23 protein-coding genes and 2 tRNA genes are annotated in these 24,991 nt (G+C 53.3%); 16 read left to right on the forward strand and 9 right to left on the reverse strand.

Annotation, left to right across the window (positions count from 1 at the left end; all coding sequences use genetic code 11):
- Positions 1–57 precede the first annotated feature (57 nt).
- The 6 genes from Q0P86_RS09185 (at position 58) to Q0P86_RS09210 (ending at position 5,030) form a co-directional block, all read left to right on the forward strand.
- Positions 58–570: a GNAT family N-acetyltransferase gene (locus tag Q0P86_RS09185; RefSeq protein WP_294111727.1), complete on the forward strand. Its 513-nt coding sequence runs from the start codon at positions 58–60 to the stop codon at positions 568–570.
- Between the two features lie 142 nt (positions 571–712).
- A complete protein-coding gene (locus Q0P86_RS09190; RefSeq protein WP_295038953.1) occupies positions 713–2,443 on the forward strand; it encodes a type II and III secretion system protein in 1,731 nt (576 codons plus the stop codon).
- A complete protein-coding gene (locus tag Q0P86_RS09195) occupies positions 2,440–3,546 on the forward strand; it encodes a hypothetical protein (protein WP_295038955.1) in 1,107 nt (368 codons plus the stop codon). The genes Q0P86_RS09190 and Q0P86_RS09195 overlap by 4 nt, the downstream gene beginning before the upstream one ends.
- Positions 3,539–4,459, forward strand: coding sequence for a hypothetical protein (locus tag Q0P86_RS09200; RefSeq protein ID WP_295038958.1), 921 nt, complete (start codon positions 3,539–3,541; stop codon positions 4,457–4,459). Before Q0P86_RS09195 ends, Q0P86_RS09200 begins: the two co-directional genes overlap by 8 nt.
- On the forward strand, positions 4,456–4,788 hold the full coding sequence (locus Q0P86_RS09205) for a type II secretion system protein (RefSeq protein ID WP_290991266.1): 333 nt from the start codon (positions 4,456–4,458) through the stop codon (positions 4,786–4,788). The genes Q0P86_RS09200 and Q0P86_RS09205 overlap by 4 nt, the downstream gene beginning before the upstream one ends.
- Entirely contained in the window at positions 4,770–5,030 is a 261-nt protein-coding gene (locus Q0P86_RS09210) for a PilW family protein (protein ID WP_290991265.1), read from the forward strand. Before Q0P86_RS09205 ends, Q0P86_RS09210 begins: the two co-directional genes overlap by 19 nt.
- Here the strand turns inward: Q0P86_RS09210 and Q0P86_RS09215 are convergent.
- A complete protein-coding gene (locus tag Q0P86_RS09215) occupies positions 5,020–6,579 on the reverse strand; it encodes a glycosyltransferase (RefSeq protein WP_295038960.1) in 1,560 nt (519 codons plus the stop codon). The genes Q0P86_RS09210 and Q0P86_RS09215 overlap by 11 nt on opposite strands.
- A gap of 136 nt (positions 6,580–6,715) precedes the next feature.
- Between Q0P86_RS09215 and Q0P86_RS09220 the strand changes: the two genes are divergently transcribed.
- The 7 genes from Q0P86_RS09220 to Q0P86_RS09250 are packed head-to-tail and all read left to right on the forward strand — an operon-like array spanning position 6,716 to position 11,967.
- A complete protein-coding gene (locus tag Q0P86_RS09220) occupies positions 6,716–7,240 on the forward strand; it encodes a sulfurtransferase TusA family protein (RefSeq protein ID WP_290991262.1) in 525 nt (174 codons plus the stop codon).
- A 12-nt stretch (positions 7,241–7,252) separates the two neighbouring features.
- Entirely contained in the window at positions 7,253–7,837 is a 585-nt protein-coding gene (locus tag Q0P86_RS09225; RefSeq protein WP_290991260.1) for a hypothetical protein, read from the forward strand.
- Between the two features lie 16 nt (positions 7,838–7,853).
- Positions 7,854–8,189, forward strand: a complete 336-nt coding sequence (locus Q0P86_RS09230; RefSeq protein WP_291025604.1) for a hypothetical protein — start codon at positions 7,854–7,856, stop codon at positions 8,187–8,189.
- Between the two features lie 53 nt (positions 8,190–8,242).
- The gene (locus Q0P86_RS09235; protein WP_295038963.1) at positions 8,243–8,779 is read left to right on the forward strand and encodes a cytochrome c3 family protein; all 537 of its coding nucleotides are present in this window, start codon (positions 8,243–8,245) and stop codon (positions 8,777–8,779) included.
- 16 nt (positions 8,780–8,795) lie between these two features.
- Positions 8,796–9,737 carry a 4Fe-4S dicluster domain-containing protein gene (locus Q0P86_RS09240; protein WP_295038965.1) on the forward strand — a complete coding sequence of 314 codons (942 nt, stop codon included), beginning with the start codon at positions 8,796–8,798 and terminating at the stop codon, positions 9,735–9,737.
- On the forward strand, positions 9,737–11,509 hold the full coding sequence (gene nrfD / locus Q0P86_RS09245) for an NrfD/PsrC family molybdoenzyme membrane anchor subunit (protein WP_295038967.1): 1,773 nt from the start codon (positions 9,737–9,739) through the stop codon (positions 11,507–11,509). The genes Q0P86_RS09240 and nrfD overlap by 1 nt, the downstream gene beginning before the upstream one ends.
- Positions 11,506–11,967, forward strand: a complete 462-nt coding sequence (locus tag Q0P86_RS09250) for a hypothetical protein (RefSeq protein ID WP_290991254.1) — start codon at positions 11,506–11,508, stop codon at positions 11,965–11,967. Before nrfD ends, Q0P86_RS09250 begins: the two co-directional genes overlap by 4 nt.
- A gap of 51 nt (positions 11,968–12,018) precedes the next feature.
- Here the strand turns inward: Q0P86_RS09250 and Q0P86_RS09255 are convergent, their stop codons facing one another.
- A complete protein-coding gene (locus Q0P86_RS09255; RefSeq protein WP_290991253.1) occupies positions 12,019–12,780 on the reverse strand; it encodes a hypothetical protein in 762 nt (253 codons plus the stop codon).
- A gap of 9 nt (positions 12,781–12,789) precedes the next feature.
- A complete protein-coding gene (locus tag Q0P86_RS09260; RefSeq protein ID WP_290991251.1) occupies positions 12,790–13,800 on the reverse strand; it encodes a hypothetical protein in 1,011 nt (336 codons plus the stop codon).
- 125 nt (positions 13,801–13,925) lie between these two features.
- Between Q0P86_RS09260 and Q0P86_RS09265 the strand changes: the two genes are divergently transcribed.
- Positions 13,926–13,998: transfer RNA gene (locus Q0P86_RS09265), tRNA-Lys, on the forward strand.
- 364 nt (positions 13,999–14,362) lie between these two features.
- A tRNA-Pro gene (locus tag Q0P86_RS09270) sits at positions 14,363–14,436 on the forward strand.
- Between the two features lie 906 nt (positions 14,437–15,342).
- Here the strand turns inward: Q0P86_RS09270 and trmFO are convergent.
- The 4 genes from trmFO to ilvD form a co-directional block, all read right to left on the reverse strand.
- Positions 15,343–16,716 carry a methylenetetrahydrofolate--tRNA-(uracil(54)-C(5))-methyltransferase (FADH(2)-oxidizing) TrmFO gene (trmFO, locus tag Q0P86_RS09275; RefSeq protein ID WP_295038970.1) on the reverse strand — a complete coding sequence of 458 codons (1,374 nt, stop codon included), beginning with the start codon at positions 16,714–16,716 and terminating at the stop codon, positions 15,343–15,345.
- 157 nt (positions 16,717–16,873) lie between these two features.
- Positions 16,874–17,329, reverse strand: a complete 456-nt coding sequence (locus Q0P86_RS09280) for a hypothetical protein (RefSeq protein ID WP_290991246.1) — start codon at positions 17,327–17,329, stop codon at positions 16,874–16,876.
- A 9-nt stretch (positions 17,330–17,338) separates the two neighbouring features.
- On the reverse strand, positions 17,339–18,391 hold the full coding sequence (locus Q0P86_RS09285) for an IMP cyclohydrolase (RefSeq protein ID WP_290991243.1): 1,053 nt from the start codon (positions 18,389–18,391) through the stop codon (positions 17,339–17,341).
- Positions 18,392–18,432: 41 nt separating this feature from the next.
- Positions 18,433–20,292, reverse strand: coding sequence for a dihydroxy-acid dehydratase (gene ilvD, locus Q0P86_RS09290; protein WP_295038972.1), 1,860 nt, complete (start codon positions 20,290–20,292; stop codon positions 18,433–18,435).
- A 111-nt stretch (positions 20,293–20,403) separates the two neighbouring features.
- On the opposite strand from ilvD, the gene Q0P86_RS09295 reads away from it, so the two are divergent.
- Positions 20,404–20,940: a DUF5662 family protein gene (locus Q0P86_RS09295; RefSeq protein ID WP_294111758.1), complete on the forward strand. Its 537-nt coding sequence runs from the start codon at positions 20,404–20,406 to the stop codon at positions 20,938–20,940.
- 351 nt (positions 20,941–21,291) lie between these two features.
- Here Q0P86_RS09295 and Q0P86_RS09300 read toward each other — a convergent pair whose 3' ends face one another.
- Together Q0P86_RS09300 and Q0P86_RS09305 are read right to left on the reverse strand one after the other, a co-directional pair.
- Positions 21,292–22,824 carry an RNA methyltransferase gene (locus Q0P86_RS09300; protein WP_295038974.1) on the reverse strand — a complete coding sequence of 511 codons (1,533 nt, stop codon included), beginning with the start codon at positions 22,822–22,824 and terminating at the stop codon, positions 21,292–21,294.
- A 266-nt stretch (positions 22,825–23,090) separates the two neighbouring features.
- Positions 23,091–24,941, reverse strand: coding sequence for an MBOAT family O-acyltransferase (locus tag Q0P86_RS09305; protein ID WP_295038976.1), 1,851 nt, complete (start codon positions 24,939–24,941; stop codon positions 23,091–23,093).
- Positions 24,942–24,991 lie beyond the last annotated feature (50 nt).

The raw sequence follows: 24,991 nt of genomic DNA on the forward strand, positions 1-24,991 counted from the left end.
CCCATCCGCATACGACATACAAAACCCTGCACTTTCAGTGCAGGGTAGTTTATTCGGTTGCGATCAACTTATTCTATAAAAGAATTTGATTGTGGTGACAAAGATTTAAATGATTTTATATTGAATAGAGCTACACTTTTTGATAAGTATAGGCTGTCAGTAAGTTATGCTTGTTCAGATGCGGATTCTGGACAATTGCTTGCCTATTGTAGCTTGGCGAATGATAAAGTGGCTGTAACTGATTTTAAGGATAAAACGGAATTCAACCGCTTTCGCAAGAAACAAGGTTTTCCGAACGAAAAACGTCTGAAAAGTTACCCTGCGATTAAATTGTGTCGCTTGGGTGTTGATGAACGAGCTAAAGGCCATCAAATCGGAACGACTGTTTTGGATTACATTAAATCAATGTTCTTTTTCGAGAATAAGGCGGGGTGCCGTTTCTTGACGGTAGATGCCTATTTGAAAGCAGTCCCTTTTTATCAAAAAAATGGATTTCGGTTTATGAATTCAGAAGATGATGATCCGCATACGCGGCTAATGTATTTTGACTTGATGGATTTGGAAGCCTGATTAATGTTTTTTTTCCGTGAAAAAAGCTCGTTTGCCTTGACCGAGAAATTTTTGTATATTAGAACTATCCGCCAAAGTGGCGGTTATTGGTATATCCCGCGGCAGGGTCATTGCCTATCCCGAGAGACATTTGTCCAAATCTTTGGGATTCCTTAAAATTTTCGTTTACTTGTTGCTCCCGCTTTCGTCCTTGAGGGGGGCGACTCTTGATTTTGTTGATACGCCCTTGGCGGATGTCATACGGGCGATGTCGCGCGCTTACGATACGCCGGTGCTGGTGGATGATTCGCTCAATTTCAGGGTGACATTCCATTTGGACGGGGTGGGCGTCATGGAGGGACTTACGGCCCTTTGTTCGGCACACGGCCTGGAGGTTGTGCAGGAAGGCTCTGTTTTCCATGTGCGGCGGGCACGGGCGCGCGGCGAGTCGGAATTCCGTATGCAGGATTCGCTGGTGACGCTTTCGGTCAAGGGGCAGGAGGTGAATGACTTCGTGCGTGAGTTTGCGCTGAATTCGGGGCTGAACATTTTGGCATCGCCGGGGCTTGAAGGGCGCATTACTGGAACTCTCAGGGGAATGCCTGCGGAAGAGGCGTTCCGCGCCCTGATGGGGGCGCACGGCTTTCGCGTGTGGCGCGAAGGAAAATGCCTACGCATCGGAGAAAAGCGCCGTCAGAGCGCGAAAGCCGGGGCGAATGACCGTGGCGGAACTTCGTCAGGTAACATTCGCCTGGAACGCGACGGCGACTTGTATTCGGCGGAAATCGCAGAAGGAGAACTCTTGCAGGTGCTTGACGAACTGGCGGATCTTTCGGGGCTCAACTTGGCGGTCTACGGGGACGTTCACGAAACGGTTCGCCTCAAGTTTGACTCGGCGACTCTCGATAATTTGGTGGAGTCGCTTTTCAGGGGGCGTCGCTACAGCTATGTACTTGATGGCAATACTTTGTATGTGTCCGAAGGGGGAATGCGCAACGCCCTTTCTACGACGTGCCTTTATCCGTTGCGCCATATCCACTCGGAGCGTGCGCTGGCTCATCTGGGGAAGGTCTCGCCGAGTGCGAATTTCGTCTCGACGGAAGTCAAGGAACAGAACGCCCTGCTTTTGGCGGGTTCGCTTTCCGAAATTCAGATGGCGGTCGATTTGCTGAAACAGGTGGACCTCCCCGCGATGCAGGTGACTCTTTCGTGTATCGTGGTGGAATTCAAACGGGGGCGCGGTTTCGAAATCGGTCTTCATAGTGGCGCGACGCGGAAAACGTCCGAGCGGGATATCGGGGCGCGCGGTTATCTTGATTTTATGAGTAAGGATTTCTCCGTGTCGGGAGCGTTCGGGAAAATCGGCTTGCTGCCCGATCGGTTCGAAATGGAACTTGCCTCGATGGAAGAAAATAATGTAGCCGAGGTCTTGGCACGTCCTCGCCTTACGACTCTCAACGGCAACAAGGCGGAACTCAATGTGACGAATACTGTCTACTATCTGGTCAGCCAGGTTTCTGCCGATGGTTACCCGATTACGGATTACCGTTCGTTCAACGACGGCATCTCGCTGGAACTCACGCCGTCAGTGACGCAAGATGGACGCATCACTCTGGAAGTGTCGCCTGAAATCAAGACGGCGGGCCGCAGCTCCGGTGACGGCCCCCGGGACATCAGTACGCGGAACCTGAAGACGGTCGTGGTGCTGGAAAACGGTGAAACGCTTTGTCTGGGAGGCCTTATTCGCAAGAGCAAGTCCGAGGTGCGTTCGGCGGTGCCGTTCCTAGGAAGTATCCCGTTGCTTGGACGATTGTTCAGTTACACTTCGGAACAGGAAGAAGAAAATGAATTGGCGATATTCATTACGCCGCATGTAGAAAAGGAGGGGCAATGATGTTGCGAGTGCATCCAGTAGAAGCAAGAATTTTTACATGGGATTGCCCGGCGGAATATGGCGAGTGCGTTTCGTCGCAGGATGCGGAAATTGCGTTTGCGCGGGAGTTTCCCGAAACCAGTTGGCATTTGAAATCAAAAGGGGGGAACTTCGCCGTCTTGCCGCTAGTCTCTTTTGTTGAATCGCATCAATCCGTTTCGCGGTGCCTTGTTGTGGTGAGGGCTGCGGAAAATGTAGAAACGATAGCGAAGGGGGCTTCAAAAAACAGGAAGTTTCCGGATCGCTTTTGGATTTTTTCGAAGCGGTGGCGTCTTTTGCCGCGTCAAATCGCACTGTATTCCGCAGCGGAAGAATTTGTTTGTCGGAATACGACGGAAGACGATGACGGTCATTTCTGGTGCTATGCGTTGGTGGATGGCGTCCTCTATTCGCAGGTGTTTTTCGAGGGAAAATTGGCGTATTGGTCCGAGGAAAGCGGCATTGGTAGAGAAGGGACTTCCCTGGAGGCGTACTTGTGTCGGTTCCGTTGTTTTCTGAAGACGGATGTGCTTTTTTCGCGGGTAGGGCGTTTTGCTGAAATTGAGTTGCCGCCCCGATTTGAAAGGCGAAATTTCAAGAAGTCGGCGCAGAGTTTTCTCTGGAATGAGGTGAATTTGCAAGGCATTCGTCGAAATTTCTGTTTGGAGATTCCCTGGAAAATGCTCGGAACGGTATCGCTCCTATGCTTGGCGTTGTTGTATGAATTTGGGGTGGTGTACAGCGGAACGGATTCCTTGTCGTGTGAAAACTGTGTCGAGGCCGCCCCGGTGGAACTGCTGTCGACTCCCGAGATGCCAAAATCAATGGAACCGATAGAAAAGGGCAGTGTCGAAAAAGCATTTGGCGTGGAATCGGCTGTCGCTGGAAAAAAATGCTCGTTGCCTGGATTCCGCTTGAACGGGGTGGTTGGCGAAAAGTTGGCGATGTTTACTGTGGCGACGGAATCTCGTGTCGTTTCGCTGGGAGATTCTCTCGGTGATTTTGCCGTGGAAAACATCGGCCGTGCCGGCGTTCGTCTTGTCTGTGGCGATTCGGTGGTCGTGCGTGGAGTCGGCGATGGGTAACTGTTTGCGTGGCTATGTGGCGGGGCGTCGGGGGGCAGTTTTGCCGCTCGTGCTGGGGATTCTCCTTGCGGTAACACTCCTGCTGACGTCCCTTTTGCAGATGCCGGGAGGGGTGCGGCGTGGTGCTCTTCGGCAGTTGCAAAAACAGCAGCGGATTTACGATGCGGAATCGGCGCTGATTGCGAACCTGTCGGGGTTGCCGGCGGATTTCTTTGAGCTCCCGCCATGGAACAGGGCGCTCCCTAAAGTAGATCGGGGGCGTCTTGGCCCCTGGGCGGTCTTGTCGGCGCCTATGTCATCTGCGAATTCGGGTGGCGCCGACAAGCGGATTCGAATCTTGGCGGGCGTTCCCTGCGATTGTGCTTGCTCCTTGCTGAATTCCTATGAACGCCGCAGGGAAATATACGAGGGGTTTCGCCAGGAACTGATCCGCGAAATCTCGATGGCGAAGCCGCCGCTCGCCCTGAAAGTCAAGTCGGGAAACCGTCGCTTTTTGGGGCGGATGCAGCCCATGTCGCTTTGGGTGCAGGAAGGCGACTTGACTCTGAATTTGGATGGAATGACTTCATCGGGGCGCTTTAGGGTCGATGGTTCCGCGGAAGTGCGGGGGAATGTAAACTTTGATACGTTGCGGGTATATGCGCGAGGACCGATTACTTTACGCGGAAATGTCCGTGCGCGCTGGCTAGAGGCTTTTAGCGAAGACCGCATCGAAATTTCGCAGGGGCTTGAGTTCTCGGGTGTTGTCGTGGCGCGCCGAGAGGTGCTGTTCCCGAACGGGGCGCGAAAGGTGCGTCGTCGGTACCCTTCGTTTGCGATGTCGCTCGAAAGCGGAAACCTGGGGCTTGATTCGATGCTGATACCCGCGTTCATTTCAGGCCAGTTGCAACCTTTTGAATGGAGCTTGAAATGAAAAGAGGCTTTACCTTGATGGAAGTCGGTATCGCCCTTGCCGTACTTTCGGCGGGCATACTCGTGTTTGGACGCTTCCTGGATGGGTTCAATCGCTTGCGGGCCTTGGAGTGGGCTAAGGCGAAATCCGTTGTCGCCGTGGGTGAAACTGTAGAAGAACTTGTCCGAAAACCGCCTCGCTGCAGGGATTCCTCTTTTGTCCGTAACGAGGTGAAGGTTGTCCTGAATGCGGTTCCCGGCGTAAAGCAGCTGGCATGGGTCGAGGTATCTTCGGTGAAAAGGCGGGAGGTTGAACTGCGGAGGCTTGTCCGGTGCGAAAAAATCCGCTAGGACCCGCAAAAAATCCGCTGTATCCCGCGGAAAATCGGATGAACCACGGCTTTACGCTGGTCGAACTTCTGGTGGCCGTCGTGGCGTCTTCAGTCATCTCGATTGGAGCGCTTGGCGTCTATTCAGGCTATTACAGGCTCTATCTGCAACTGTGCGGCGGCTACCAAAAAGAAACTGCCGCAATTCTCAATGAACTGCGGCGGATAAATCCGTATGAATCGGGGACTTGCCTTAGGCGTTAGCCTTCTTTTCAGCAGCCTTTTCTGCGGTGCGGGCCTTGTGCATTTCGATGAGGTTGCCGATGTAGTGCATGAAGCTCAGCACGCTCACCGAGAGGAAACCGACGGAATAGAGGGCGAGGAACGGTCCGATAATGAACTTTTGCGCACCGATGTATTCCAGAAGACCGAAGATGCAGTAGACACCGACTCCCAGTTCGACAACAGCCTGCCACGGGAACTTCTGGGCGTAGTGGCTCTTGGCCTTCTTCTTGGAACCACCGCTCTTCGGAGTGCGGACAAAGCTGCCCTTGGCGCCGATCACGGCAGAAAACACGGCGCGGGAGTTGCTCACTGCAATGCCGACACCGAGAGCCATGAGGATCGGGAGGCTGAGCAGGCGAATTTTCCAGCCGGTATAGCCGGAGCAGCGCTGAGCCACGAAGTAAAGAACAGAAGGAGCGATTGCGGCGAGGAAGATAAAGCTGAAACCGACGGTGTAGGCCCAGGTCGGCAGGTGTGTGACCGGTTCAAAGAAGGCGAGCAGCGGCCAAGCACAGAGGGCGGTAAACAACATGCAGGGGTGAATCGAGTAGTGCGTCGTGTGGAGGATTGCGCCAATCTTTACACGGAGAGGGACCTTGGCCTTGAGCACGCGCGGCAGAATCTTGATGGCCGTCTGGATAGAACCCTTTGCCCAGCGGAACTGCTGTGCCTTGAAGGCGTTGATGTCGTTGGGGAGTTCGGCCGGAACGATCACGTCGAACACGAACTTCATCTTCCAACCAGCGAGCTGGCTGCGGTAAGAAAGGTCCATATCTTCGGTCAGGGTGTCACCTTCCCAGCCACCACCGCCGTAGATGGCCTGCTTGCGCCAGACACCTGCGGTACCGTTGAAGTTCATGAAGAGCTTGCCCCAGCTGCGCGCCGACTGTTCCACCACAAAGTGGCCGTCAATACCGATAGACTGTGCGAGCGTAAGACCGGATTCGGTGCGGTTCAAGTGGCCCCAGCGACCCTGGACCAGGCCAATCTGTTCGTCCATCACCAGGTAGGGGATCGTCTTGAGGAGGAAGTCCTTCTCGGGGACAAAGTCGGCGTCGAAAATCGCGAGGAATTCGCCCTTGGCCACTTCCATGGCTTCTTTAAGGGCGCCAGCCTTGAATTCCGAGCGGTTGGTGCGGTGGATCAACTTGATGTCGTAACCCTTGGCGGCTAGTTCGGCGACTTTCTTCTTGGCGACTTCGTAGCATTCGTCGGTGGAGTCGTCCAGCACCTGGATCTCGTGCTTGTCCTTGGGGTAGTCGATGGCACACACGGCTTCGAGCAGGCGCTCGACGCAGTTCGCTTCGTTAAAGACCGGCAACTGGGTGGTGACCTGCGGAAGGTCGTCCATGGAATGTTCTCGATAGAACTGCAGGATCTTTTTCCTGTCGGAAAGTCGCGTGGTGCGGCTATTCTTCAGGAAGAGATAGATGCTATAGTAACAGCTGAAACCATAGATGACCAGTCCGATGCCTGCGATGACGTAGACGACGAACATAATGTCGAGTAGGATTGTACTGATTGCCATAAAACCGTATAACCTATTTAAAAACTTTTTGCCCCTTTTCGGAACTTGCGGCCAAATATAGAAACCCTATACAAAGTTTGCTACATTGTTAACCGAGTTTTCACAAAAATTTATCAAATAAACTTGGGTAACGGCTATGGATAAGGATAAAAGTCCCCTAGAAAAGTGGATCGAGGCCCAAAAGGGAAATCCTGAGTTTGATGCTGCACTCCGGAAACTGGTTTCGTATGCCTGTGCGGAATGGTTCCGTCGCGAAAATCTGGTCGCGGTGGCTCCGGAAGAGGCTCTCGCGCGAGTCCTTGCGACAGATATGCCGGAATATCCTCTCGGAAATTGGTTGGACTCGCCTGCGAGGTTTGCCCCTGAAATTGCCGATTTTTGCGAAAAAACAAAGATTGCCCCTTTGCCGAAGGCTTTAAAAGGAACGTTTCCGGAACACCTGGACCTGCGTGGCGTAGTGTGTCCAAATAATGCGATGCGGAGTCGTCTCGTGATGGCGGGGCTTCCGGAAGGGGCTTCTCTCGACATTTACCTGGATGATGGATCTCCTATCGAGAATGTGCCTGGAGCCCTAGTCGCCGATGGCCATATTGTCAAAAAAAGGCAAAAAAAAGAGAATTTTTGGTTACTTTCGGTGGTCAAACGCCCTTCAAGAGTGTAGATTATATATGTAATGGAAAACAGGATTCTGATTATCGGCGACGAACTTCTCGGAGAACAGGGCGAGGCTGCCAACCGCTTTGCCGAAATTCTCCTTTGTCGGGAAGCCAACAGACCTGTACAGTTTTCGATTAACGCACCTGCGCCCCAGAGCTTGCGCCAGCTCTTGGACCGCGCCTCGGCCGACATTATTGGCAAGAAGGCGGGAAGGATTATCCTCGGGCTCGGACTCAAGGAACTGAAACGGGGCGGAACTGATTATAATGGGGTATTTACCCTGTACCAGGCCCTTGCCCACGAAATCTTGAGCAAGACGCTCGCGACGGTTCATTTCTTGACGGTTCCCGAGGACATGTTTCCGCAGGCCCCTTCGCAGGTGGTCGCCTTGAACGATTTGCTCCGGGGACTTGCCGCCCAGGATGACAAGCGTGTCCGGATTATGGATTTTGCCGCCTATGTGGCGGATTTCAAGGAAAAGCAGTTGGAAAGAGGAAAGTTCGGGCGTAGCCTGTATACGGACGACGGCTTGCCGACATCGATATGCAACACGTTCCTCTCGCTGTTCCTATACGACTTTGTAAAGAAAGAATTGAAATAAAAAAGGAAGGGTAAATATGAGTTTGACAGACGATCATTTCGCACGCAAGATTGCAGCCCAGAGCAAGGCCTGGGAAGAAACGAGCGACGCTCCCAAGAAGGAACGTTCGCATGAGGCTGCCGCTCCCAAGATGGGTATTTGCGACAAGTGCAAGAAGGAAGCCCTGCTTCGCTCCTACCGTTTCAAGGAAACGTCCGTGAGCAACGGCGCCGCCAGTTTTGGCACGGTGACGAAACACCTTTGCGAAGACTGTGCCCCGAAGTCCCGTGCCCAGAAGGATGCCGAGGTGCCTAAGCTGAACAACAAGCAAATCAGGAACTTGATGCGTTCGGCCAAGAAGGGACTGCTCTAGTCGCCTTTTAAGGGATTTCTGTTCTTGGTGATATGAGGTTTTCGGGCATTAAAATGCCTGGGCTTTTGAAAGGGGGGCCGTTCCGTTGGGCGGTCGTCCTTTTTGCGGTTGTATCTTCGTTGTTCCTCGCCGATTTTCTGATGGGGGAACCGGCGGTACCCGAACGGGGAATGTCCTCGCTTCCTTTTGACCACGCCATTCACGGCGATTCGATAGGCCTGGACTGCTCCGCTTGCCATACAGGGGCACGGGCCACGGCGAATGCCTATATGCCTTCGATGGCGGATTGTATGGACTGTCATCGGCTCCCGATGAACGATAAACTTGCCGAAGAAGAAATGCAGGCGGATCGGTCTGAAAAGCCCTGGTCGCACAGGCGCCATTTGCCTGACCATGTCGTGTTTCATCATGGGGTCCATGCGGCGGCGGGGGTCGCTTGCTCGGATTGCCATGGATCGGGTTACCGGCAGAATCGTTATGGCGGCGAACAGTTCGACATGCAGTCGTGCATCAAGTGCCATCGAGGGGAAACCTTCAGGGAGCGTGGTTTTAAACCGGCGGCGACTTATTGTGCCGCTTGCCACCGTTGAGGCGTGAAGGTATCTTATGGGAATGGATCGTCGCGAATTCATTAAAAGTTGCTCGCTGGTGGCTGTGATGGGGTTACTGTTTGGCTGCCGCAAGCTGCCGCTCGACGAGGTGGCGAGGTTGGGCGATGGTCCGACTCTCAAGCAATTCGAAGATGAGGTGAAGCTTGCGGTTTCACAGGCGAAAAAGCAACTGGATTTGGTGAAGGTGTCGCGTCCGGGATCCTTGAGTATTCCGGGGGCATCGCCGGTGAACCGGTTCGGGATGGCAATAGACCTGGACCTTTGCGATGGTTGTGGCGAATGTATTCTGGCGTGCAACCAGGAAAACAATGTGCCCTTGGTACCCGCAGACGATGCGGCTCGTGGACGTTTTATGCACTGGGTCGATATGCGTAGCGGAGCGCCGTTTATGTGCGCCCACTGCGGTAAGGCTCCTTGCGAACGCGTGTGCCCGACGGGGGCGGCGAACCATACGCCCGATGGACTTTCGGCGATGGTGTATAAGCGTTGTGCCGGGAGCCGCTTTTGTGGGGCGAATTGCCCCGTGCAGGCCCGCAAGTTCAATTTTAACGATGCCCAGAAACTGGGACTTGCCCGCAAGTTCAACAAGGAAGTCCCGCTCCGTGACAAGGGCGTCATGGAAAAATGCAGCCTCTGTCTGCATCGCCTGCAGAATGACCGGCTGAAGTTCAAGACGCAACTTTCGGTCGCGGAAGGAATCGGGGGGGCGTCGGTGAAGAACGCTTCGGGAAATGCCGCGGGAAACGCCTCGGAATGGCGCGGTCGCGGTGTGACCACCGCATGCTCGGACGCCTGCAAGAGGCGTGCGATCATCTTTGGCAACTGGCTCGACGAAGAATCTCCGCTGGTCCAGTTGACAAAGGACCGCGTCCTGTACGTGCCGCGTGAAATCGCCGACCTGGATCCGTCCGTCGTGTTTATGCGGGGGAGGCGCTGATGTTCTGTTACCTGATGCTTGCGGGGCTTGCGCTGTTTTTGCCGGGGCTTTGTGCCTTGGGCTATTCGCTGTACGAAGGACCTTCGGCGTGGATGCTCGATTCGCGAACCTTCTGGGGTACGCCGATTAGCTTGTTTGTGTTCTGGGTGGGGCTTGCCCATGCGGGGACACTCTTGTCGGCCGTATTCTTGGCGCTCGATGTCAAGTTGGACCGTCGCACGGCCTTGATTGCGGAACTTTCGACACTTGCAAGCCTCGTGTTTGCGGGAATTTTCCCGCTGATGCATCTGGGATATCTTCAAAACTTCTATATGGTGGCTCCATTTCTCGATGCGCGGGGAAACTTTGCGAATGTGGGTTCGCCGCTCGTCTGGGATTTCTGCTGCATCGCGGTCTATGCAGTCCTTTCGTTGATTTTCTTTGGGGTGCACCTGAAGGCGCGGGTAAATCCTGCTTTGGACAAGTACCGCAAGCCCATGGCGTGGATTCTTTTCCCGTTAGTGCTCTGGGTGCATACGGTGGTGAGCCTCGATTTTGCGACGACATTTGTGCCCGAGTGGCGTGGAGCCTTTTTCCCGGTTTACTTTATTGCGGGGGCGATTTTCTCGGGAATTGCGCTCGTGAACTTGCTCCTTTGTACCGAAGGTTACCGCGTGCGTCTTCTGGAACGCTTGCAGCTGACCTGTTCCTGGATTCTCTGCGTCATCTGGTTCTGGGATTTTTTGCTCAAGGGAACTTTCTTTGCTTCGGCTTTTATTTTTGCGGGTGTTCTGCCTCAGCTTCGCCTGGTATCGGTCGTCCGTGAAAACCGTTGGGGACGAGCCGCACTTTCGGTGAGTGTGCTTTTCGGCTTGTTCCTTGAACGCTTCTACCTTGTATCGCCGGAGTATGGGACTTCGTCATCGTTCGGCGGGGTCGATTTGGGGCTCGTCGCTTTTTCTGTCGGCGGGTTTATGCTGCTGTTTTTCGGCGTGCGTCGTCTGCTGAACCGCTATGCGGAAAACACAGGGGCTTACTTTGGCGAAGTCGATGGCAGCGATATGGCGAAAGTGGAAGAAGCGGAGAAGGCTGAACGCGAAGCCGCTTCAGGACTTGGCGTTGAAAAATCGAAGAAGGGGTTCTACATCCAGCCGTGGTCTTCCGAGGAATATCGCATTCTGCGGTTTCCGCTGCTGGTCGGGATTGCCGTAGCGTTGATTTTTGTGGTCTGGGCCTGGGGACAGTTCCCTTTTGCGAATGTGGAACTTTCTTTAGCCAATGTTCTGCCCCTGATTTATCCGGTAATTGCCCTGGCGACGGTGATGACGTTGCTTGTGCGGATTTACTTTATCGAAAAGACCCTTGTGCTGCACCGCCTAGAAAAAATCCTGGGGGTTGCCATCCTGATTTTGACGGGTGCGTGCGCGGGAACTTTCTTTGCGGGGGGAGCTTCTGAGACATCGGGTGCTTCGGTTGATGCGGCTGGCCTCAATGAAAATGCCTCAGTGGACCTCGTTCAATCGGCTTTGGTGTGGAACGCCCGGTGTGCCACTTGTCATGGAGCAGACGGAAAGTTCAACGAAAAATTTGTGCGTGAATATTATCCGGTCCCGCCGAAATTGAATTTGCAGAGACTCGATAGCCTTGGAGAGGATTCCCTGGTCAAGGTTATTTTGAATGGCAGGGTAAATATGAGTGCTTATGCGAATCGGTTGACTCCTGCCGAAGCATTCGGTCTGGTAAACTATATGCGGTCGCTTGCGGCACGTGATTCTGGGGAGGGTGCAAGATGAATCCGCTTGTCAATGCGCTCGCCTGCCTGATTGCGCTTGGCTGCGCCTCTTTCTTATGGAAGAATGGGTCTTCGCCGTACCGCAACGGAGCCCTACTTGCTGGCTCCTTGTTGCTGTTCAGCGTGTTCACCTATTTCGGCGGCGAAATGTTCGATGCCCGCGTTGCCGATCCGATGCTGGAACATTACCCGTTCCGCATGATGGCTCTGAGCCTTTGCTTTTCGACGACATCGCTCGCACTGTATCGCAGGCGTTACCTGGTGCTAGCGCAAGCGCTGTGGCTCTGGATAGAACTCTTTGGTGGAATAGCGCTTTTTTATCGTGGGTTCGATATCGCCTGGATGCGAATCTTGGCAATTCTTGGCATGACGCTTTGCAGTACGTTCCTTTCCAAGATATCGAAGGAAATGGAATTTTGCCTGATGGTGTTCTGGATTGCGGTCTGGGTGTTCTTTTAGAATGGGCGATGTGGAATGAGTGGTGATTTATTTTTCATTCCACATTATTCATTACACATTTTTTGAGGATATTTCTTTCAGGTAATCCGCATTGAGTTTCGACAGTGCCGTGGCCTTGTCGCGCTTGAACTGACGGTGTTTCTTGCTTTTGTCAAACCCCAAGAATTTTGGGAGCATGGTCAAATGGCGGAACGTGAAGGCAGATAGCATGCCAACGGGGAGTGTCTTGTAATAAATCTCCCACAGTGGGGCGATTGCCTGCTTTTCGTGCATAAATTGCCCCGTCAATAGTCCGGTAAAATCGCCTTCGTTCAATGAGGCTACCAGGTACGGCACGTTGAACATCTTGCCTCCCGCATGTGCCATACGGAGTGCGTAATCTAGGAGTCTGAATTCAGGTGGCAGGTCCAGGTCAAAAAGCCCCGTGCGTTGTATAATTCTGCTTGAAAAGACGGCTATTGTCGGATTCGGTGCTGCGACAAATCGCATCGTCTCGTTTTCTGAAATGGGTGCAAATTCTTTCCCCTTGTTGAGCTGCAATCCACCATAAAAATGCCCGTTGAATTTTACCCTGGGTGCGAAGGCATCAACCATCGGAAACCCTTCGATAACTTGAGCCAGGTTGTTCAGGAAGTTGCGGTCGACCGTAACGGCGGGGTGGGCGAACACGACCCACTCGGCATCGATATTATGCAACGGGCGGTTCCAGTCGGAGTCGTGAAACCAGCCGAGCGCCGGATCTTCAAAGGATGGGCTCCATTGCTCAAAGCGGGGAGAGTCTTTTTCGAAAACAAAAACGTCGAATTGACGCATCTTGACTGCCTAGAAATTCAGCCGTAAACCGAGCCGGTGCTCATGCCCCATTCCTTCGGCAAGGTACGAGAAACTGTAATCCAGCGCGAAAAGGTCCATGGCGTAACCGAGGCCTGCGCTCAGCATGTGGGCATTGTTGGTCTCGTCGGGACGGTCTTCGGAGGCGAACAGTTCCTTGAAGTCGCGGGAGAGGTCAAGCCAGGTGCGCTGGAAACCGACGCGTGCAAAGAAATGCTGCCCGATGGCATATTCACCACCTAGACTGAGGAACGCTTCCTGGTAGCGGGGAAAGTCGCTGTCGACAAAGACCGTGAGTCGGGGAAGAAGCCTGGGACGGAAGTAGGTCGAAATCGCAAAAGTTTGCGACATCGGGTAATACTTGTCTTCGCCGTCGTCGACATAGTCACGTAACAGGCAGCCGAAGTCGCGGGCCATGAAGGCGAAACCGTAAAGTTTGCTCTCGGCTTGCCAGGCGATACCCCAGTCAAATGCGGCACCTAGGGCTGTACGGTCACCGGAATCGTCTGTCAATTTGTCTGCGGCGAACTTGAGCGTGGCGCCGAACCGGAAATGCTTGAGCGGAAAGGCGAAGGTCGCCGTTGCCAACTGGCTGAACGGTTCGTAGTCCTTGCCCGTAGCCTCGCCATATTCGTCGTAGCCTTCGATGGTACCGTAGGAGAGCCAGTTGTAGGAAATCTGGTAAATGTATTTGCCGTAATGTCCCGTGTAGAACAGGCTTCCCTGGTTGTCGGCCATGTCACCCGTTTGCCAGTGAGCCGATGCCACGTGGTCCTTGTTTTCGGGCATGACAAAGGCGGCCGGGTTTAGCTGCGTAATGGTCGGGTCGTTCGAAAGACCTGCGCCGGCGGACTTTTCGAGAGCGGCGTTTCGGGGGCTGTCGAACGTGTTGATGAAGGAAAAAACTTCTTGTCCGGCGTCGCCCTGGGTAAAGTAGGCGTGGCTTGCTGCAGGTATCGCGAGCAGCACTAGTGCCGAAGTCAAAAAGTGTTTGAAATTCATAGTTGAAATTTACAAATAATGTGGTTCGGATATGTGAAATATGCAGAAAAATGCGATGTTTTTTGGGGTAAAGGCGAGTTTCGCCTTTACAAATGGCGAAAGGTTTAATATATTTGGGTGCGTTCGGGCTACTAGCTCAGTTGGTAGAGCAACGCCCTTTTAAGGCGTGGGTCGAAGGTTCGAGCCCTTCGTAGCTCAGGAAACCGGTTCTAGATTTTCTAGAATCGGTTTTTCTTTTTAAGACTCGGCCTGGTAGAGCGTCTGTCGTGAGCCAACACGCCCTCGAGAGTAAACCGAGGGTGGTTGCGAGAGCAAAGTCTGTAGGACTTTGCAGTCTTATTGGGGAGCAGAATGTCATCAGTTCGACTAGAATCGTCGCGAGCGAAGCGAACATGACGATTCTAGGCCTTATCTTGAACGAAGTTCAAGTAAGCCCGAAGGGCAAAATACGAAACGAAGTGAGAATTTTGGCCATCTGGTTACCCCGGTCCGTCAGGACCGAATAAAAACTATAAATAACTTTCCAAAATGTTGAAATAATTTGCTATATTTGCCCTATACTCGGGGTGTAGCTCAGCCTGGTAGAGCGTCTGCTTTGGGAGCAGAATGTCATCAGTTCGAATCTGGTTACCCCGATACAAGATAAGCCCCCTTTTGGGGGCTTTTCTTGTATCATAGGTAACCAGATTAGCTTCACCGAAGGTGAAGCCCGAAGGGCAAGCCGGGCAGTGAGCGAAGCGAAACCGAAGCCGGCGCTGCAATCTGGTTACCCCGATACTTATGGTTGACGTTTTTTTCGGGGTGGGGGCGTTGCGGACGGACAGCACTTAGAGCAAAGCTCTTTAGTGCGCATGGCCACCAGGGTGGGGTGTCCCCGCTAGAGAGGGTGGTGAGCAACAGAGTGCGAACCAGGGAGAGACTTCTCCCTCTATAAGGATTTGTTGGCGCCGAGTTGTCCGCGTTGTAGGCCTTCTTCCACAGATACTTCTTCGCCGTCGCTGTTGAATCCCGTTATCAGAGAGTCGGCTATTATGTGTTTGAAGCGGGTGCTGCATCAACATTCGAATTCCGTTTCGCGGATAGTGCTGGATTTAGCTGAAAGAGTTTTTACAGAACAGTCGGGGCGGCCCTCGTCAAGACAATGATTCGCAATGACGGTCTTGGTTGAGTCCATTGGCGAGATGGTGGGGATGTAGACATTGTTTTCGCAGGGCTTGTCGCATTGTCCCAGATAAACTAGAGCTTCGGTCAGCGCTTGCTCGCATTCCGAGTAATTCTCGGTTGAAAGGGATGCTTCTGCCAGTAGGTCGTAGTCGTAAATCGGGGTACAGGTTTCAAGAGGTTCGCGGCCGTCGTCAGGGCCATAGGCTTAGGCGATATGCTGTATGGCCCAGAAGCTTGTGGCGATTCCGGCAAACCACTTGGGACGATTGGACCAGAAGAGGGCTGTTAGAACGCAGAGAAGTTTACGAAGAAAAGTAACCGTGTTAATTCTCCTAACAAGAATTAATATAAAATTTTTTCAACGAAAAGAATATTAGTTTATACCAATTTTCTGTCCGCAATCCATTTGCGCACGGCTTCTTCGGCGCGGGCGGCAAGAATTTCCTTCTTGTTCTTCTTCTTTAAACCTTCGTGGTGGGGGAGCAGCCCGAAGTTGAAATTCATGGGCTGGAAGTCTTCGTTTTCTTCGACCAGGCGGTTCATCAAGGACCCGATGCAGCTTTCGTCGGGGAGCGGGTCGGCATGCCCGTGCAAAAGGGTCTGTGCCATGTTCCAGGCGGCGTACCAGCCGGTGGCGACCGCTTCGGTGTAGCCTTCGCTGCCGGTAATCTGGCCCGCAAACCATGTGGGCGGAATGCCCTTGGCGCATTCAAGGTCCGGGCGCAGGCGAAGCGTCTTGTCCAGGAACTTGGGCGATTCAATGAAGGTATTACGGTGCATGCAGCCGAGGCGTGCAAACTTCGCGTTCTTGAGCGCCGGCACCATGGTGAAGATTTCTTTTTGCGTGCCCCACTTGAGGCGCGTTTGGAAACCCACCATGTTGAACAATGTTTTTTGCTTGTTTTCGGCGCGGAGCTGAATCACGGCATACCACAAATGACCGTCGTTTCCAAGCCCAAGCCCTATCGGGCGCATGGGCCCGTGGCGTAATGTTTCGTAGCCACGACGCGCCATTTCTTCGACTGGCAAGCAGCCTTCGAACAGTTCGTTCTTTTCAAACGGACGCGGCTCGGTGCTTTCGGCTTCGCAGAGCTTGCGTACAAACTCGGCGTAAGTTTCCTTGTCCAGCGGGCAGTTGATAAAGTCGGCCGTTTCGCCCTTTTCCCAGCGGTTGCGGTAAAAGGCGTGGTCAAAGTCGATGCTGTCCGTTTCGACAACCGGGGCGATGGCGTCAAAGAAATGCAGGCGGTTGCTGCCGAGGCGCTTGAATATGTCATCGGCGAGCGTGTCGCTTGCCAGGGGGCCCGCGGCAACGAGCGTAGGGCAGTCGCCTTCGAGGCTTGTGACTTCTTCGCGGTGGAGCGTAATGTTCGGGCTCTCTGCAATCTTTTTTTCAACCGATTCGCTGAAAATATCGCGGTTCACGGTGAGCGAGTCGCCTGCAGGAACGGCAGCTTCTCGGGCGGAATCTAGCAAGAAGCTCCCGAGCATGGTGAGTTCCTGCTTCAGGAGCCCGTGGGCAGATGCAATGCCCAAAGCCTTAAAGCTATTGGAACAAACTAATTGAGCGAGATGGCCGTCTTTGTGCGCAGGTGTATTTTTCACCGGGCGCATTTCGTACAAATCGACCTTAAAACCGCGGCTCGCCAGTTGCAAAGCCGCCTCGCAGCCAGCAAGGCCGCCACCAATTACACGTACACGTTGAGGCTTTGAGGTCGGGGCTTCGCCCCTTTGAGTAATGAGGTCGCTCATTTCATTCGCTTTCAGGTTTTGTGTTGCTAGATTCGGGGTTTTAGGGGTGTCCCCTAGGAGAAGGGGTAGCGAGCTACGAAGTGCGAGCGAGGGGAAAACTTGCCCCTCTTTACTCAGACCTCCGAGGGAGCATCGCGACCGGGCTCAAACCTCATACCTAGTTTGCTATCATCTTCCGGTAGCTTTTGGCGTTACCGATCCAGAGTTTTACGAGCAGTTCCTCGAGCGAGGCCGAAGTTACGTATTCCGGATCGGCGTCCTGAATCTCGTCGGAAATCATGTTCGCCTGTGTCGGGTTCAGCATCCCGTAATACAGAGCTTCCATGAGCTGTGACAAGAATTCCGGTGACACACGTGCCACGTATTCCATGTCGTTGAGCGGCGGAAGCTGCGTGTTGTCGGGGCTGAACTGGTCCAGGTTGTCCATGGTCCACAAGTCAGCTGCCTTACCCATATCGGCGGTCATGGCTACATTCTTGATAGCGGAACGGTATTCGTCCCACTCCTTCGCTGTAGTCTTGCCCGCCTTGCGAATTTTTTTCAGGAAGGAAAGGACCGTGTAGTACAGGTCCTTTTCCCGCTGGTTGATTTCCCTTTGAGAAGTTGGAACCATAGGCGACCCTTAGTGGCGGAAGTGCCTCATGCCGGTGAACACCATGGCGATGCCGAATTCGTCGCACTTCTCGATAGAGAGGTCGTCCTTCTTGGATCCACCCGGCTGTACAATGTAGCGTACGCCTGCATCGTGGGCGGCTTCGACGTTGTCCGGGAACGGGAAGAAGGCGTCGGAACCCATCACGACTTCGCCGAAGACCTTCTTTTCGAGAGCCTTGAGGCCGGCTTCGTTGATGCACTTGCCGTTTTCGTCAAAGAAAGCCTTGGCTTCTTCCATACGGGCGACATTGTCGCGCACGCGCGGCTGGCAAAGACGGAGGTTGGAGTCAATGCGGTTCGGCTGGCCGGGGCCAAGACCCATCACCTGGAAGTAGCCTGGCTTGTATTCGTAACCCATCACGATGGCGTTAGACTTGGTGTGCTTGGTCACGAGCCAGGTAAAGCGGGCGAGGTCTTCCTTGTTCTTCGGGAACTGGGCCTTCGTCACGCATTCAAACTTTTCGTAGGTGTCCACGTCGCGGTCCTGAACGAGCATGCCGCCGATCACGTGCTTGTACACCTTGCAGTGGGTCGCCTTCTTGATTTCGCCGACTTCGAGGAGGCGGATGTCCTTGGACTTGTTCTTCAGGAATTCGAGAGCGTCGTCGTCGAATGCCGGAGCGAGCAAGATTTCCACGAAGCGGCCCTTCAGGAATTCAGCGGTCTTGAGGTCCACCTTGCGGGTCACTGCAATCACGGAACCGAAGGCCGACACCGGGTCACCTGCCCAAGCGGCTTCCATGGCTTCGCGCAGGCTTTCGCCGGTAGCAAGTCCGCAGGGGTTCATGTGCTTCACGATCACGACAGCGCTGCCTTCGCTGAATTCGCGGGCCATTTCGAGGGCGGCGTCAGCGTCCACGATGTTGTTGTAAGAAAGTTCCTTACCCCAGAGCTGCTTTGCGGTAGCGAGGCTTGCTTCGTTGCAAGTCGGGTCGCGGTAGAACACTGCGGACTGGTGGGAGTTTTCACCGTAGCGCATCGGCTTCGGGTCAACGAATTTCAAAACGAGTTCTTCGGACATGATTTTTCCTTTGTTGTCTAAAATTGCTGTGGGGGTGAAGATTACTTCACACCAATGAGGCTCAAATCGCGGACTGCACCCTTGTCAGCAGACGATGCCATGGCGGCGTATGCCTGCAAGGCCTTGCTGACAACGCGGTCGCGGTGTTCCGGCTGCCATGCTTTATTACCGCGGGCTTCCATAACCTTCCGGCGGGCGGCCAGCTCCTCGTCGGTGAGCTGCACGTTGATGCTGCGGTTCGGGATGTCGATTTCGATGACGTCGCCCGTGTGCACGAGGCCGATGTTACCCTTGTTGGCGGCTTCCGGAGAAGCGTGGCCGATGGAGAGGCCGCTCGTACCGCCGGAGAAGCGTCCGTCGGTAAGCAGTGCGCAGGACTTGCCCAGGTGACGGCTCTTGAGGTAGCTGGTCGGGTAGAGCATTTCCTGCATGCCGGGGCCTCCCTTCGGGCCTTCGTAGCGGATAACGACTACGTCGCCCGCCTTCACCACGTTCGGGTCGAGAATGCCCTTCACGGCATCTTCCTGGCTTTCGAACACCACGGCGGGACCGGTGAACTTGAAGATGGATTCATCGACGCCGGCGGTCTTCACGATGCAGCCGTCAATTGCGAGGTTTCCGTACAGAACGGCGAGGCCGCCGTCCTTGGTGTAGGCGTGTTCGCCGTCACGGATAGCGCCCGTGGCACGGTCGAGGTCGTAATCCGGGTACATGAAGTTCTGCGAGAAGGCGACCAGGTTGTATTTACGGCCCGGGCCTGCGAGGTAGCGCTGCTTGGCTTCTTCGCTCGGGTTACGCTTCAGGTCGTTTACTTCGAGAGCTTCGCCCATGGTCTTTGCGTGGACGGTCTTTGCGTCCTTGTGGAGGAGGCCCATGCGGTCCAGTTCACCGAGAATGCCCATGATGCCGCCTGCGCGGTTCACGTTTTCGATGTGGATGTTGTGAACGGTGGGGGCCACCTTGCAGATGCACGGCGTGTTGCGTGAAAGGCGGTCGATGTCCTTCATGGTGAAGTCCACGCCTGCTTCCTGGGCCACGGCGAGCAAGTGGAGCACGGTGTTGGATGAACCGCCCATGGCGATGTCGAGGCGCATGGCGTTTTCGAAGGCGTCCTTCGTGGCGATGCTACGCGGGAGGATGCTGTCGTCGTTCAAATCGTAATACTGGTGGCAGAGTTCCACGATGCGCTTACCGGCAGCTTCAAAGAGTTTCTTGCGTTCGGCGTGGGTGGCAACGATGGTGCCGTTGCCGGGGAGGCTGAGGCCCAGGGCTTCGGTCAGGGAGTTCATGGAGTTTGCGGTAAACATGCCGGAGCAGGAACCGCAAGTGGGGCAGGAGTTCGCTTCGATGGCGGCCACTTCTTCGTCGCTGATGGTGCTGTCGGCGGAATCAATCATGGCGTCAATCAGGTCGAGGGCGCGGTCCTTGCCGTCCTTCGTGGTAATGTGGCCAGCTTCCATCGGGCCGCCCGAGACGAAGATTGCCGGAATGTTGAGGCGCATGGCGGCCATGAGCATGCCCGGAGTCACCTTGTCGCAGTTGGAGATGCACACGAGGGCGTCTGCGCGGTGGGCGTTTGCCATGTATTCGGTGGAGTCCGCAATCAGGTCGCGGCTGGGGAGACTGTAAAGCATGCCGTCGTGGCCCATGGCGATACCGTCATCGACCGCGATGGTGTTCATTTCTTTCGCGACACCGCCGGCGGCTTCGATCGCTCGGGCGACCACCTGGCCCAAGTCCTTCAGGTGAACGTGGCCCGGAACAAACTGGGTATAGCTGTTCACCACGCAAATCACCGGCTTGCCAAAGTCTTCCACCTTGGTTCCTGTTGCGTGCCACAGGGCGCGTGCACCGGCCATTTCACGGCCTTCCATAGTCTTGAGCGAACGAAGTTTCGGCATAATAATCCTCTTTTTGTGTCTTTAAGCTCTGCGACGCTACCCGTAAAAAATTACGGATGAAAACGCCAAATTTCGAATGAAAATGTAGAAAATTCTATTTTTATGCGTGCTATGTTTCACCCAATAAAACATTTCTTGACGATAACTAAGCACCGCAACGAGGTGATTCGACTTTGCTTTAAGGCGGGAATTGGCTTTCAGGGCCTGTTCCATGATTTGTCCAAGTACAGTCCGATGGAGTTTATTCCCGGGGCGAAGTATTATTTGGGTGACCAGTCGCCAAATAACGGCGAACGCAACGACAAGGGCTACAGCCTCGCATGGATGCACCACAAGGGCCGCAACAAACACCATTTTGAATTCTGGTACGACTACGAAATGGCAACCAAGAAGTTGGTGCCCATCGATATGCCCGACCGATACATCAAGGAAATGTTTTGCGATCGTGTGGCTGCTTCCAAGACTTATAACAAATTAAATTACACGCAAGAATCCCCTTTACTTTACCTGACAAAAAGTACCGCCCGTGAAAAGATGACGGAGACGACTTACAAAAAGTTGCTTTACTTGCTAAAGATGCTTGCCGAAAAGGGCGAAAAAGAAACGCTTGCGTTTATGCGCCGCACGAAGGTGTTGCCGACAGAGTAGTTTTTCGCTAGGTGTACCTATAAACATCGGGAAAAATGAAGTTTATAGGTACGAAATGCCTTTTTTTACTTCTGTAATTGGTTGATGTTTGGGGCATTGTACCTATAACGGTTTGTTTAAATAGGGTCTTATAGGTAAAAATAATAAAAATGATGAAAAACATTTACTTAGTTTGTTTGTGATTTAAGGCCGACTACCTATGAACATTCTTATTTTGAGTCTTTTATAGGTACACTTTTATATTTGCTTAGGGTACGTACCTATAAAAGATTGGCTTTAGCTTGGTTTATAGGTAAAATAGCTCTATTTAAAAATGCTTTGGCGAAAAATGGTCTGCGCCTGTGAATGTCACTAGATTTTTGCAATAAGCACATTCAGCGTAAGGCCGCCGTGGCTTGTGACGATGTGTTTGGCTGCAGCGTTGTTCTCCGGCGAAAGGGCGGGGCATTCGCGTAAAAGATTTGCGGTGCAGGTGTATCTGGCGCCATCGCGTGTATCGTCTTTCGGGGCAAGGATAGCGACGGTGAGAGTCTTGCCGAGTAGCTTTAATCCGCTTGCGAGCGAAGCGAGATGACGCCCGATTTTAGTATAAAGTTTCGGGGCGTCAAAGTCGAGGCGCTTGCCATAGGGGGGATTCAACACGAGAATGGGTGAGGTATCGCCGCAAAGGTCTGCAATTTCTTTTGAGGTGTAGCTGAAAAAGTCGCGGAGTTGCGGGGTGATGGGTGCAGGCTTGATTTGCGTGAGTGGACTGCACTCTATGTTGTGCCTGATAATTTCGATGGCGCGTTCCGAAATATCGCTTGTGACAATTTTAGCGATTGTTGCGGTTACCACCTCTTGTCTTTCATCTGTAGGGGATAGCCCGTTCTCTCGTCTAGTTAAGAACCTCCATGTCGCTTCTTTGAAGGCGGGCTGGTACTTGAGTGCAAAATCGCGGCAGATGCCGGGAATGAGTCCGTTCGACATGTACGCGGCTTCGAGGCTGAAGGTGCCGCTGCCGGACATTAAGTCGAAAAGGGTTGCTCGGAAGGGGGTGTCCTGTGTGAAAATGTGATGAGACTGATTTGAAGGACCGAGGGCGATACTTTGTGCTTCAAAGATCATCGCTGCAGCGATGGTTTCCTTGAGCGGGGCATCGTTGACGAACCGTTCGTGGCCGCGTCTATAGAGCTCTTCTCCGGCGAGGTCTAGCCAAATGGTGCAACGATCATCGAGGAAGGTGACATATAAATGTTGTTCGAAATTTTTTATTGGGTTGGAGATCCCCGCCTTTGCGAGGATGACTTTGAACGGGGTGTTGTGGGGTGTCCCCGCAGAGGGGGTAGCGGATGCCGTGACGGCAGGAGCGAGGCGGCGTCCCCCTTCGATAATATTCAGTAGCCTTTCTGCAATGGCTTCGCTGTGGTAAAGGCGTGAATGCCTGCAGGTAACGTGGATGTTGATGGTGTTACGAGCTACGTTGTTTGAATTAGTAGGATTTGATTTCTCGTCTATCGCCTGTTGGGCGCAACCCGTTCTCTCGTCTAAATAAAGTTCCCAAGGGATTTCGGCGGCTTTCTTTTCAAAATCGCGGAAGTTTTCAGCCTTGAAGTCGGCGATGTGCATCAGGATACGGTTGGCAATGCGGCTGCAGGCGACCGCTTTCCACGCGTCGGTGATTTTCGCGGTGAATTCTGCTTTACCGTCTCCGGTGACGTGCGGGAGAGAATTGGTGTCGGGGGTCTTGACCGAAGCGCCGTTTTTTAAGATGCTGCTAAGTTCGTGGGCGAGCGTTTTTTCAAAACCGAGCGGGACGACCGCCTGAAATCGGTGCGGCTTGCCGATGACTTGCCGCTTGATGCGCTTTTCGAAAGCGGAATTTGTTGCCGGAGTGTGAATCACACCCCAAATATAACTTTTACGAATGCCGAAGCATATAAATTGCGGAGAAAGTCTCTTTTATATGCTTATTTTGAGTAAATTAACTTTCCCTGTATGGGCAAAAGCATATGAAATCGAGAAACGGACGGTTTTATATGCCCGCCCGCCTCAAAAGACCCTTAAAAAGACGTCATTTTTCAAAAGATGTCAAAGAAAACACCTTTTTTGAACATTTGGCAAGGGCATTGAAAAAATTCACCTTGCGCGAGGTGAATTTTTTCAATGTGCTAGAACTGGAAGTAGATGAACGGGCAGCTGTCTGCGCTCATGAACTGGTAAATGACGAAGATGATGAATGCCGTCGAAATGACCATGAGCGGAACCGGTTGCGACGCAAATGCGATGCGGTAGCGGCTCTTGAACTTTTTCGGAACCCAGTGGATGAGCATGCCCGCGACAAACACGAGGATGATGTTGATGTGTTCCCAGGCGATGGTGCCGAGCGTGTCCCATTTCCAGGCGGTACCCATCTGCTGCACCATGTTCTTGGCGGTGTTCCAGGCGACTTCGTTTGCTTCGGCGGGGTCGAGGTTTGAACCGGCGCGGAAGAAAAGTCGCGTAAACGTGATGAACACGAAGGTCAGGGTGACGTTCCAGGCAACGTAAAGGCCGTGGAAGTATTTGTCGCTGAACAGGCGGAAAATCATGACGGCGTAGATGCCTGCAAAGAGAACGCCGAAATAGACCGCGGTAATCGCGAAGATGGCGGTGTGCGTCTGCTTGAAGATGATTGCACTTGCGGCGAAAAGCAGGAAGGCTGCCGAGGCGCGGAACGTCCTGCTGCGTTTGACCCAAAACTTATTGAATACCTGGCCGAAACCGTTGAGGCCGCCCCAGATGATAAAGTTCCAACTCGCTCCGTGCCACCAGCCGCCCACAATCTGCGTGGACATGGCGTTCATGTTGGTGGTGATGAACTTGCGGGAATCCGGCTTGAAATAAGCATAAATAGCGATGTAGAGGAAGAACAGGCCGAGGGCGATGCCGACCCAGACGCTACCGGAAAGGAGAATGGCCACGAGGCTCAAGAAGGCCATCCAGAAGTAGGTGCCGAGGGTCGCGTTGCGGTTGCCGCCCAGCGGAATGTACAGGTAGTCGCGCCACCAGCTCGAAAGGGAAATGTGCCAACGACGCCAGAATTCGGTGGGGCTGAGAGCCTTGTAGGGGCTGTTGAAGTTCTGCGGTAGGCGGAAACCCATCAGGAGGGCGACGCCGATGGCGATGTCGGTGTAGCCGGAGAAGTCGGCGTAAACCTGCAGCGAGTAGGCGAACAGGGCAATCAGGTTTTCAAGTCCCGTGAACAGAAGCGGTGTATCAAAAACGCGGTCTACGAAGTTGGTGGCGAGGTAGTCGCTCAAGATAATCTTCTTGGCAAGTCCGTTTAGAATCCAGAAGACGGCGATGCCGAAGGTGCGGCGGGGCAGGAAGTATTTGCGGTAAAGCTGCGGAACGAACTTGTCGGCGCGAACGATCGGACCTGCGACCAGCTGCGGGAAAAACGTGAGGTAGAATCCGAAATCGAGAATGTTCTTGACGGCCGAAATTTTGCCGCGGTAAATGTCGATACAGTAGCTGATCGCCTGGAAGGTGAAGAACGAAATGCCTACGGGCAAGATGATGGTGTCGACGAGGGAATTCGTGCCAAACAGCTTGTTGCTGGCGGCAGCAAAGAAATTGTAGACGTGGAGCTCGATGCCGGTAAAGTCGTAAAGGGCGTCCAGGAAGAAGTAGGAATATTTATAGTAGCACAATACAAGCAGGTCAATAATGACGATGATGATCATCCAGAGCTTCTTTTTCCAATGCTCTTCGGCGCGTTCAATCCACTTGCCTATAAAGAAGTTCGCGATGACACAAAATACCAGGATGCAAACATAGCTGCCGCTCGTCTTGTAGTAGAAAAACATGCTGGTCGCAAACAGGAAGGCGTTGCGGAGCAGGATGCGGTTCTTGACGAGGGTGAGGAAAGCAAAGACGACAGCGAAGAAACCCCAGAAGTAGAACTGCGTAAACAGCAGCGGACTGTTCGGGTCAAACGAGAAAGTGCGAGTGAGGTATGGTATTAAATAGTCAAGCATAAGTTAATTCGGATTTCAGAATTCGGAGTTCAGAGTTTTTTCCTCTCAAC

This window comes from uncultured Fibrobacter sp., assembly GCF_946062555.1.
Classification (GTDB): domain Bacteria; phylum Fibrobacterota; class Fibrobacteria; order Fibrobacterales; family Fibrobacteraceae; genus Fibrobacter.

Coding starts and splice junctions, on each gene's coding strand:
- trmFO (WP_295038970.1), bottom strand. CDS start 16,716: ATGAGCGACCTCATTACTCAAAGGGGCGAAGCCCCGACCTCAAAGCCT.
- Q0P86_RS09295 (WP_294111758.1), top strand. CDS start 20,404: ATGTTTCACCCAATAAAACATTTCTTGACGATAACTAAGCACCGCAAC.
- Q0P86_RS09285 (WP_290991243.1), bottom strand. CDS start 18,391: ATGTCCGAAGAACTCGTTTTGAAATTCGTTGACCCGAAGCCGATGCGC.
- Q0P86_RS09215 (WP_295038960.1), bottom strand. CDS start 6,579: ATGGCAATCAGTACAATCCTACTCGACATTATGTTCGTCGTCTACGTC.
- Q0P86_RS09255 (WP_290991253.1), bottom strand. CDS start 12,780: ATGCGTCAATTCGACGTTTTTGTTTTCGAAAAAGACTCTCCCCGCTTT.
- Q0P86_RS09205 (WP_290991266.1), top strand. CDS start 4,456: ATGAAAAGAGGCTTTACCTTGATGGAAGTCGGTATCGCCCTTGCCGTA.
- Q0P86_RS09220 (WP_290991262.1), top strand. CDS start 6,716: ATGGATAAGGATAAAAGTCCCCTAGAAAAGTGGATCGAGGCCCAAAAG.
- Q0P86_RS09250 (WP_290991254.1), top strand. CDS start 11,506: ATGAATCCGCTTGTCAATGCGCTCGCCTGCCTGATTGCGCTTGGCTGC.
- Q0P86_RS09240 (WP_295038965.1), top strand. CDS start 8,796: ATGGGAATGGATCGTCGCGAATTCATTAAAAGTTGCTCGCTGGTGGCT.
- ilvD (WP_295038972.1), bottom strand. CDS start 20,292: ATGCCGAAACTTCGTTCGCTCAAGACTATGGAAGGCCGTGAAATGGCC.
- Q0P86_RS09260 (WP_290991251.1), bottom strand. CDS start 13,800: ATGAATTTCAAACACTTTTTGACTTCGGCACTAGTGCTGCTCGCGATA.
- Q0P86_RS09200 (WP_295038958.1), top strand. CDS start 3,539: ATGGGTAACTGTTTGCGTGGCTATGTGGCGGGGCGTCGGGGGGCAGTT.
- Q0P86_RS09225 (WP_290991260.1), top strand. CDS start 7,253: ATGGAAAACAGGATTCTGATTATCGGCGACGAACTTCTCGGAGAACAG.
- nrfD (WP_295038967.1), top strand. CDS start 9,737: ATGTTCTGTTACCTGATGCTTGCGGGGCTTGCGCTGTTTTTGCCGGGG.
- Q0P86_RS09305 (WP_295038976.1), bottom strand. CDS start 24,941: ATGCTTGACTATTTAATACCATACCTCACTCGCACTTTCTCGTTTGAC.
- Q0P86_RS09195 (WP_295038955.1), top strand. CDS start 2,440: ATGATGTTGCGAGTGCATCCAGTAGAAGCAAGAATTTTTACATGGGAT.
- Q0P86_RS09235 (WP_295038963.1), top strand. CDS start 8,243: ATGCCTGGGCTTTTGAAAGGGGGGCCGTTCCGTTGGGCGGTCGTCCTT.
- Q0P86_RS09230 (WP_291025604.1), top strand. CDS start 7,854: ATGAGTTTGACAGACGATCATTTCGCACGCAAGATTGCAGCCCAGAGC.
- Q0P86_RS09280 (WP_290991246.1), bottom strand. CDS start 17,329: ATGGTTCCAACTTCTCAAAGGGAAATCAACCAGCGGGAAAAGGACCTG.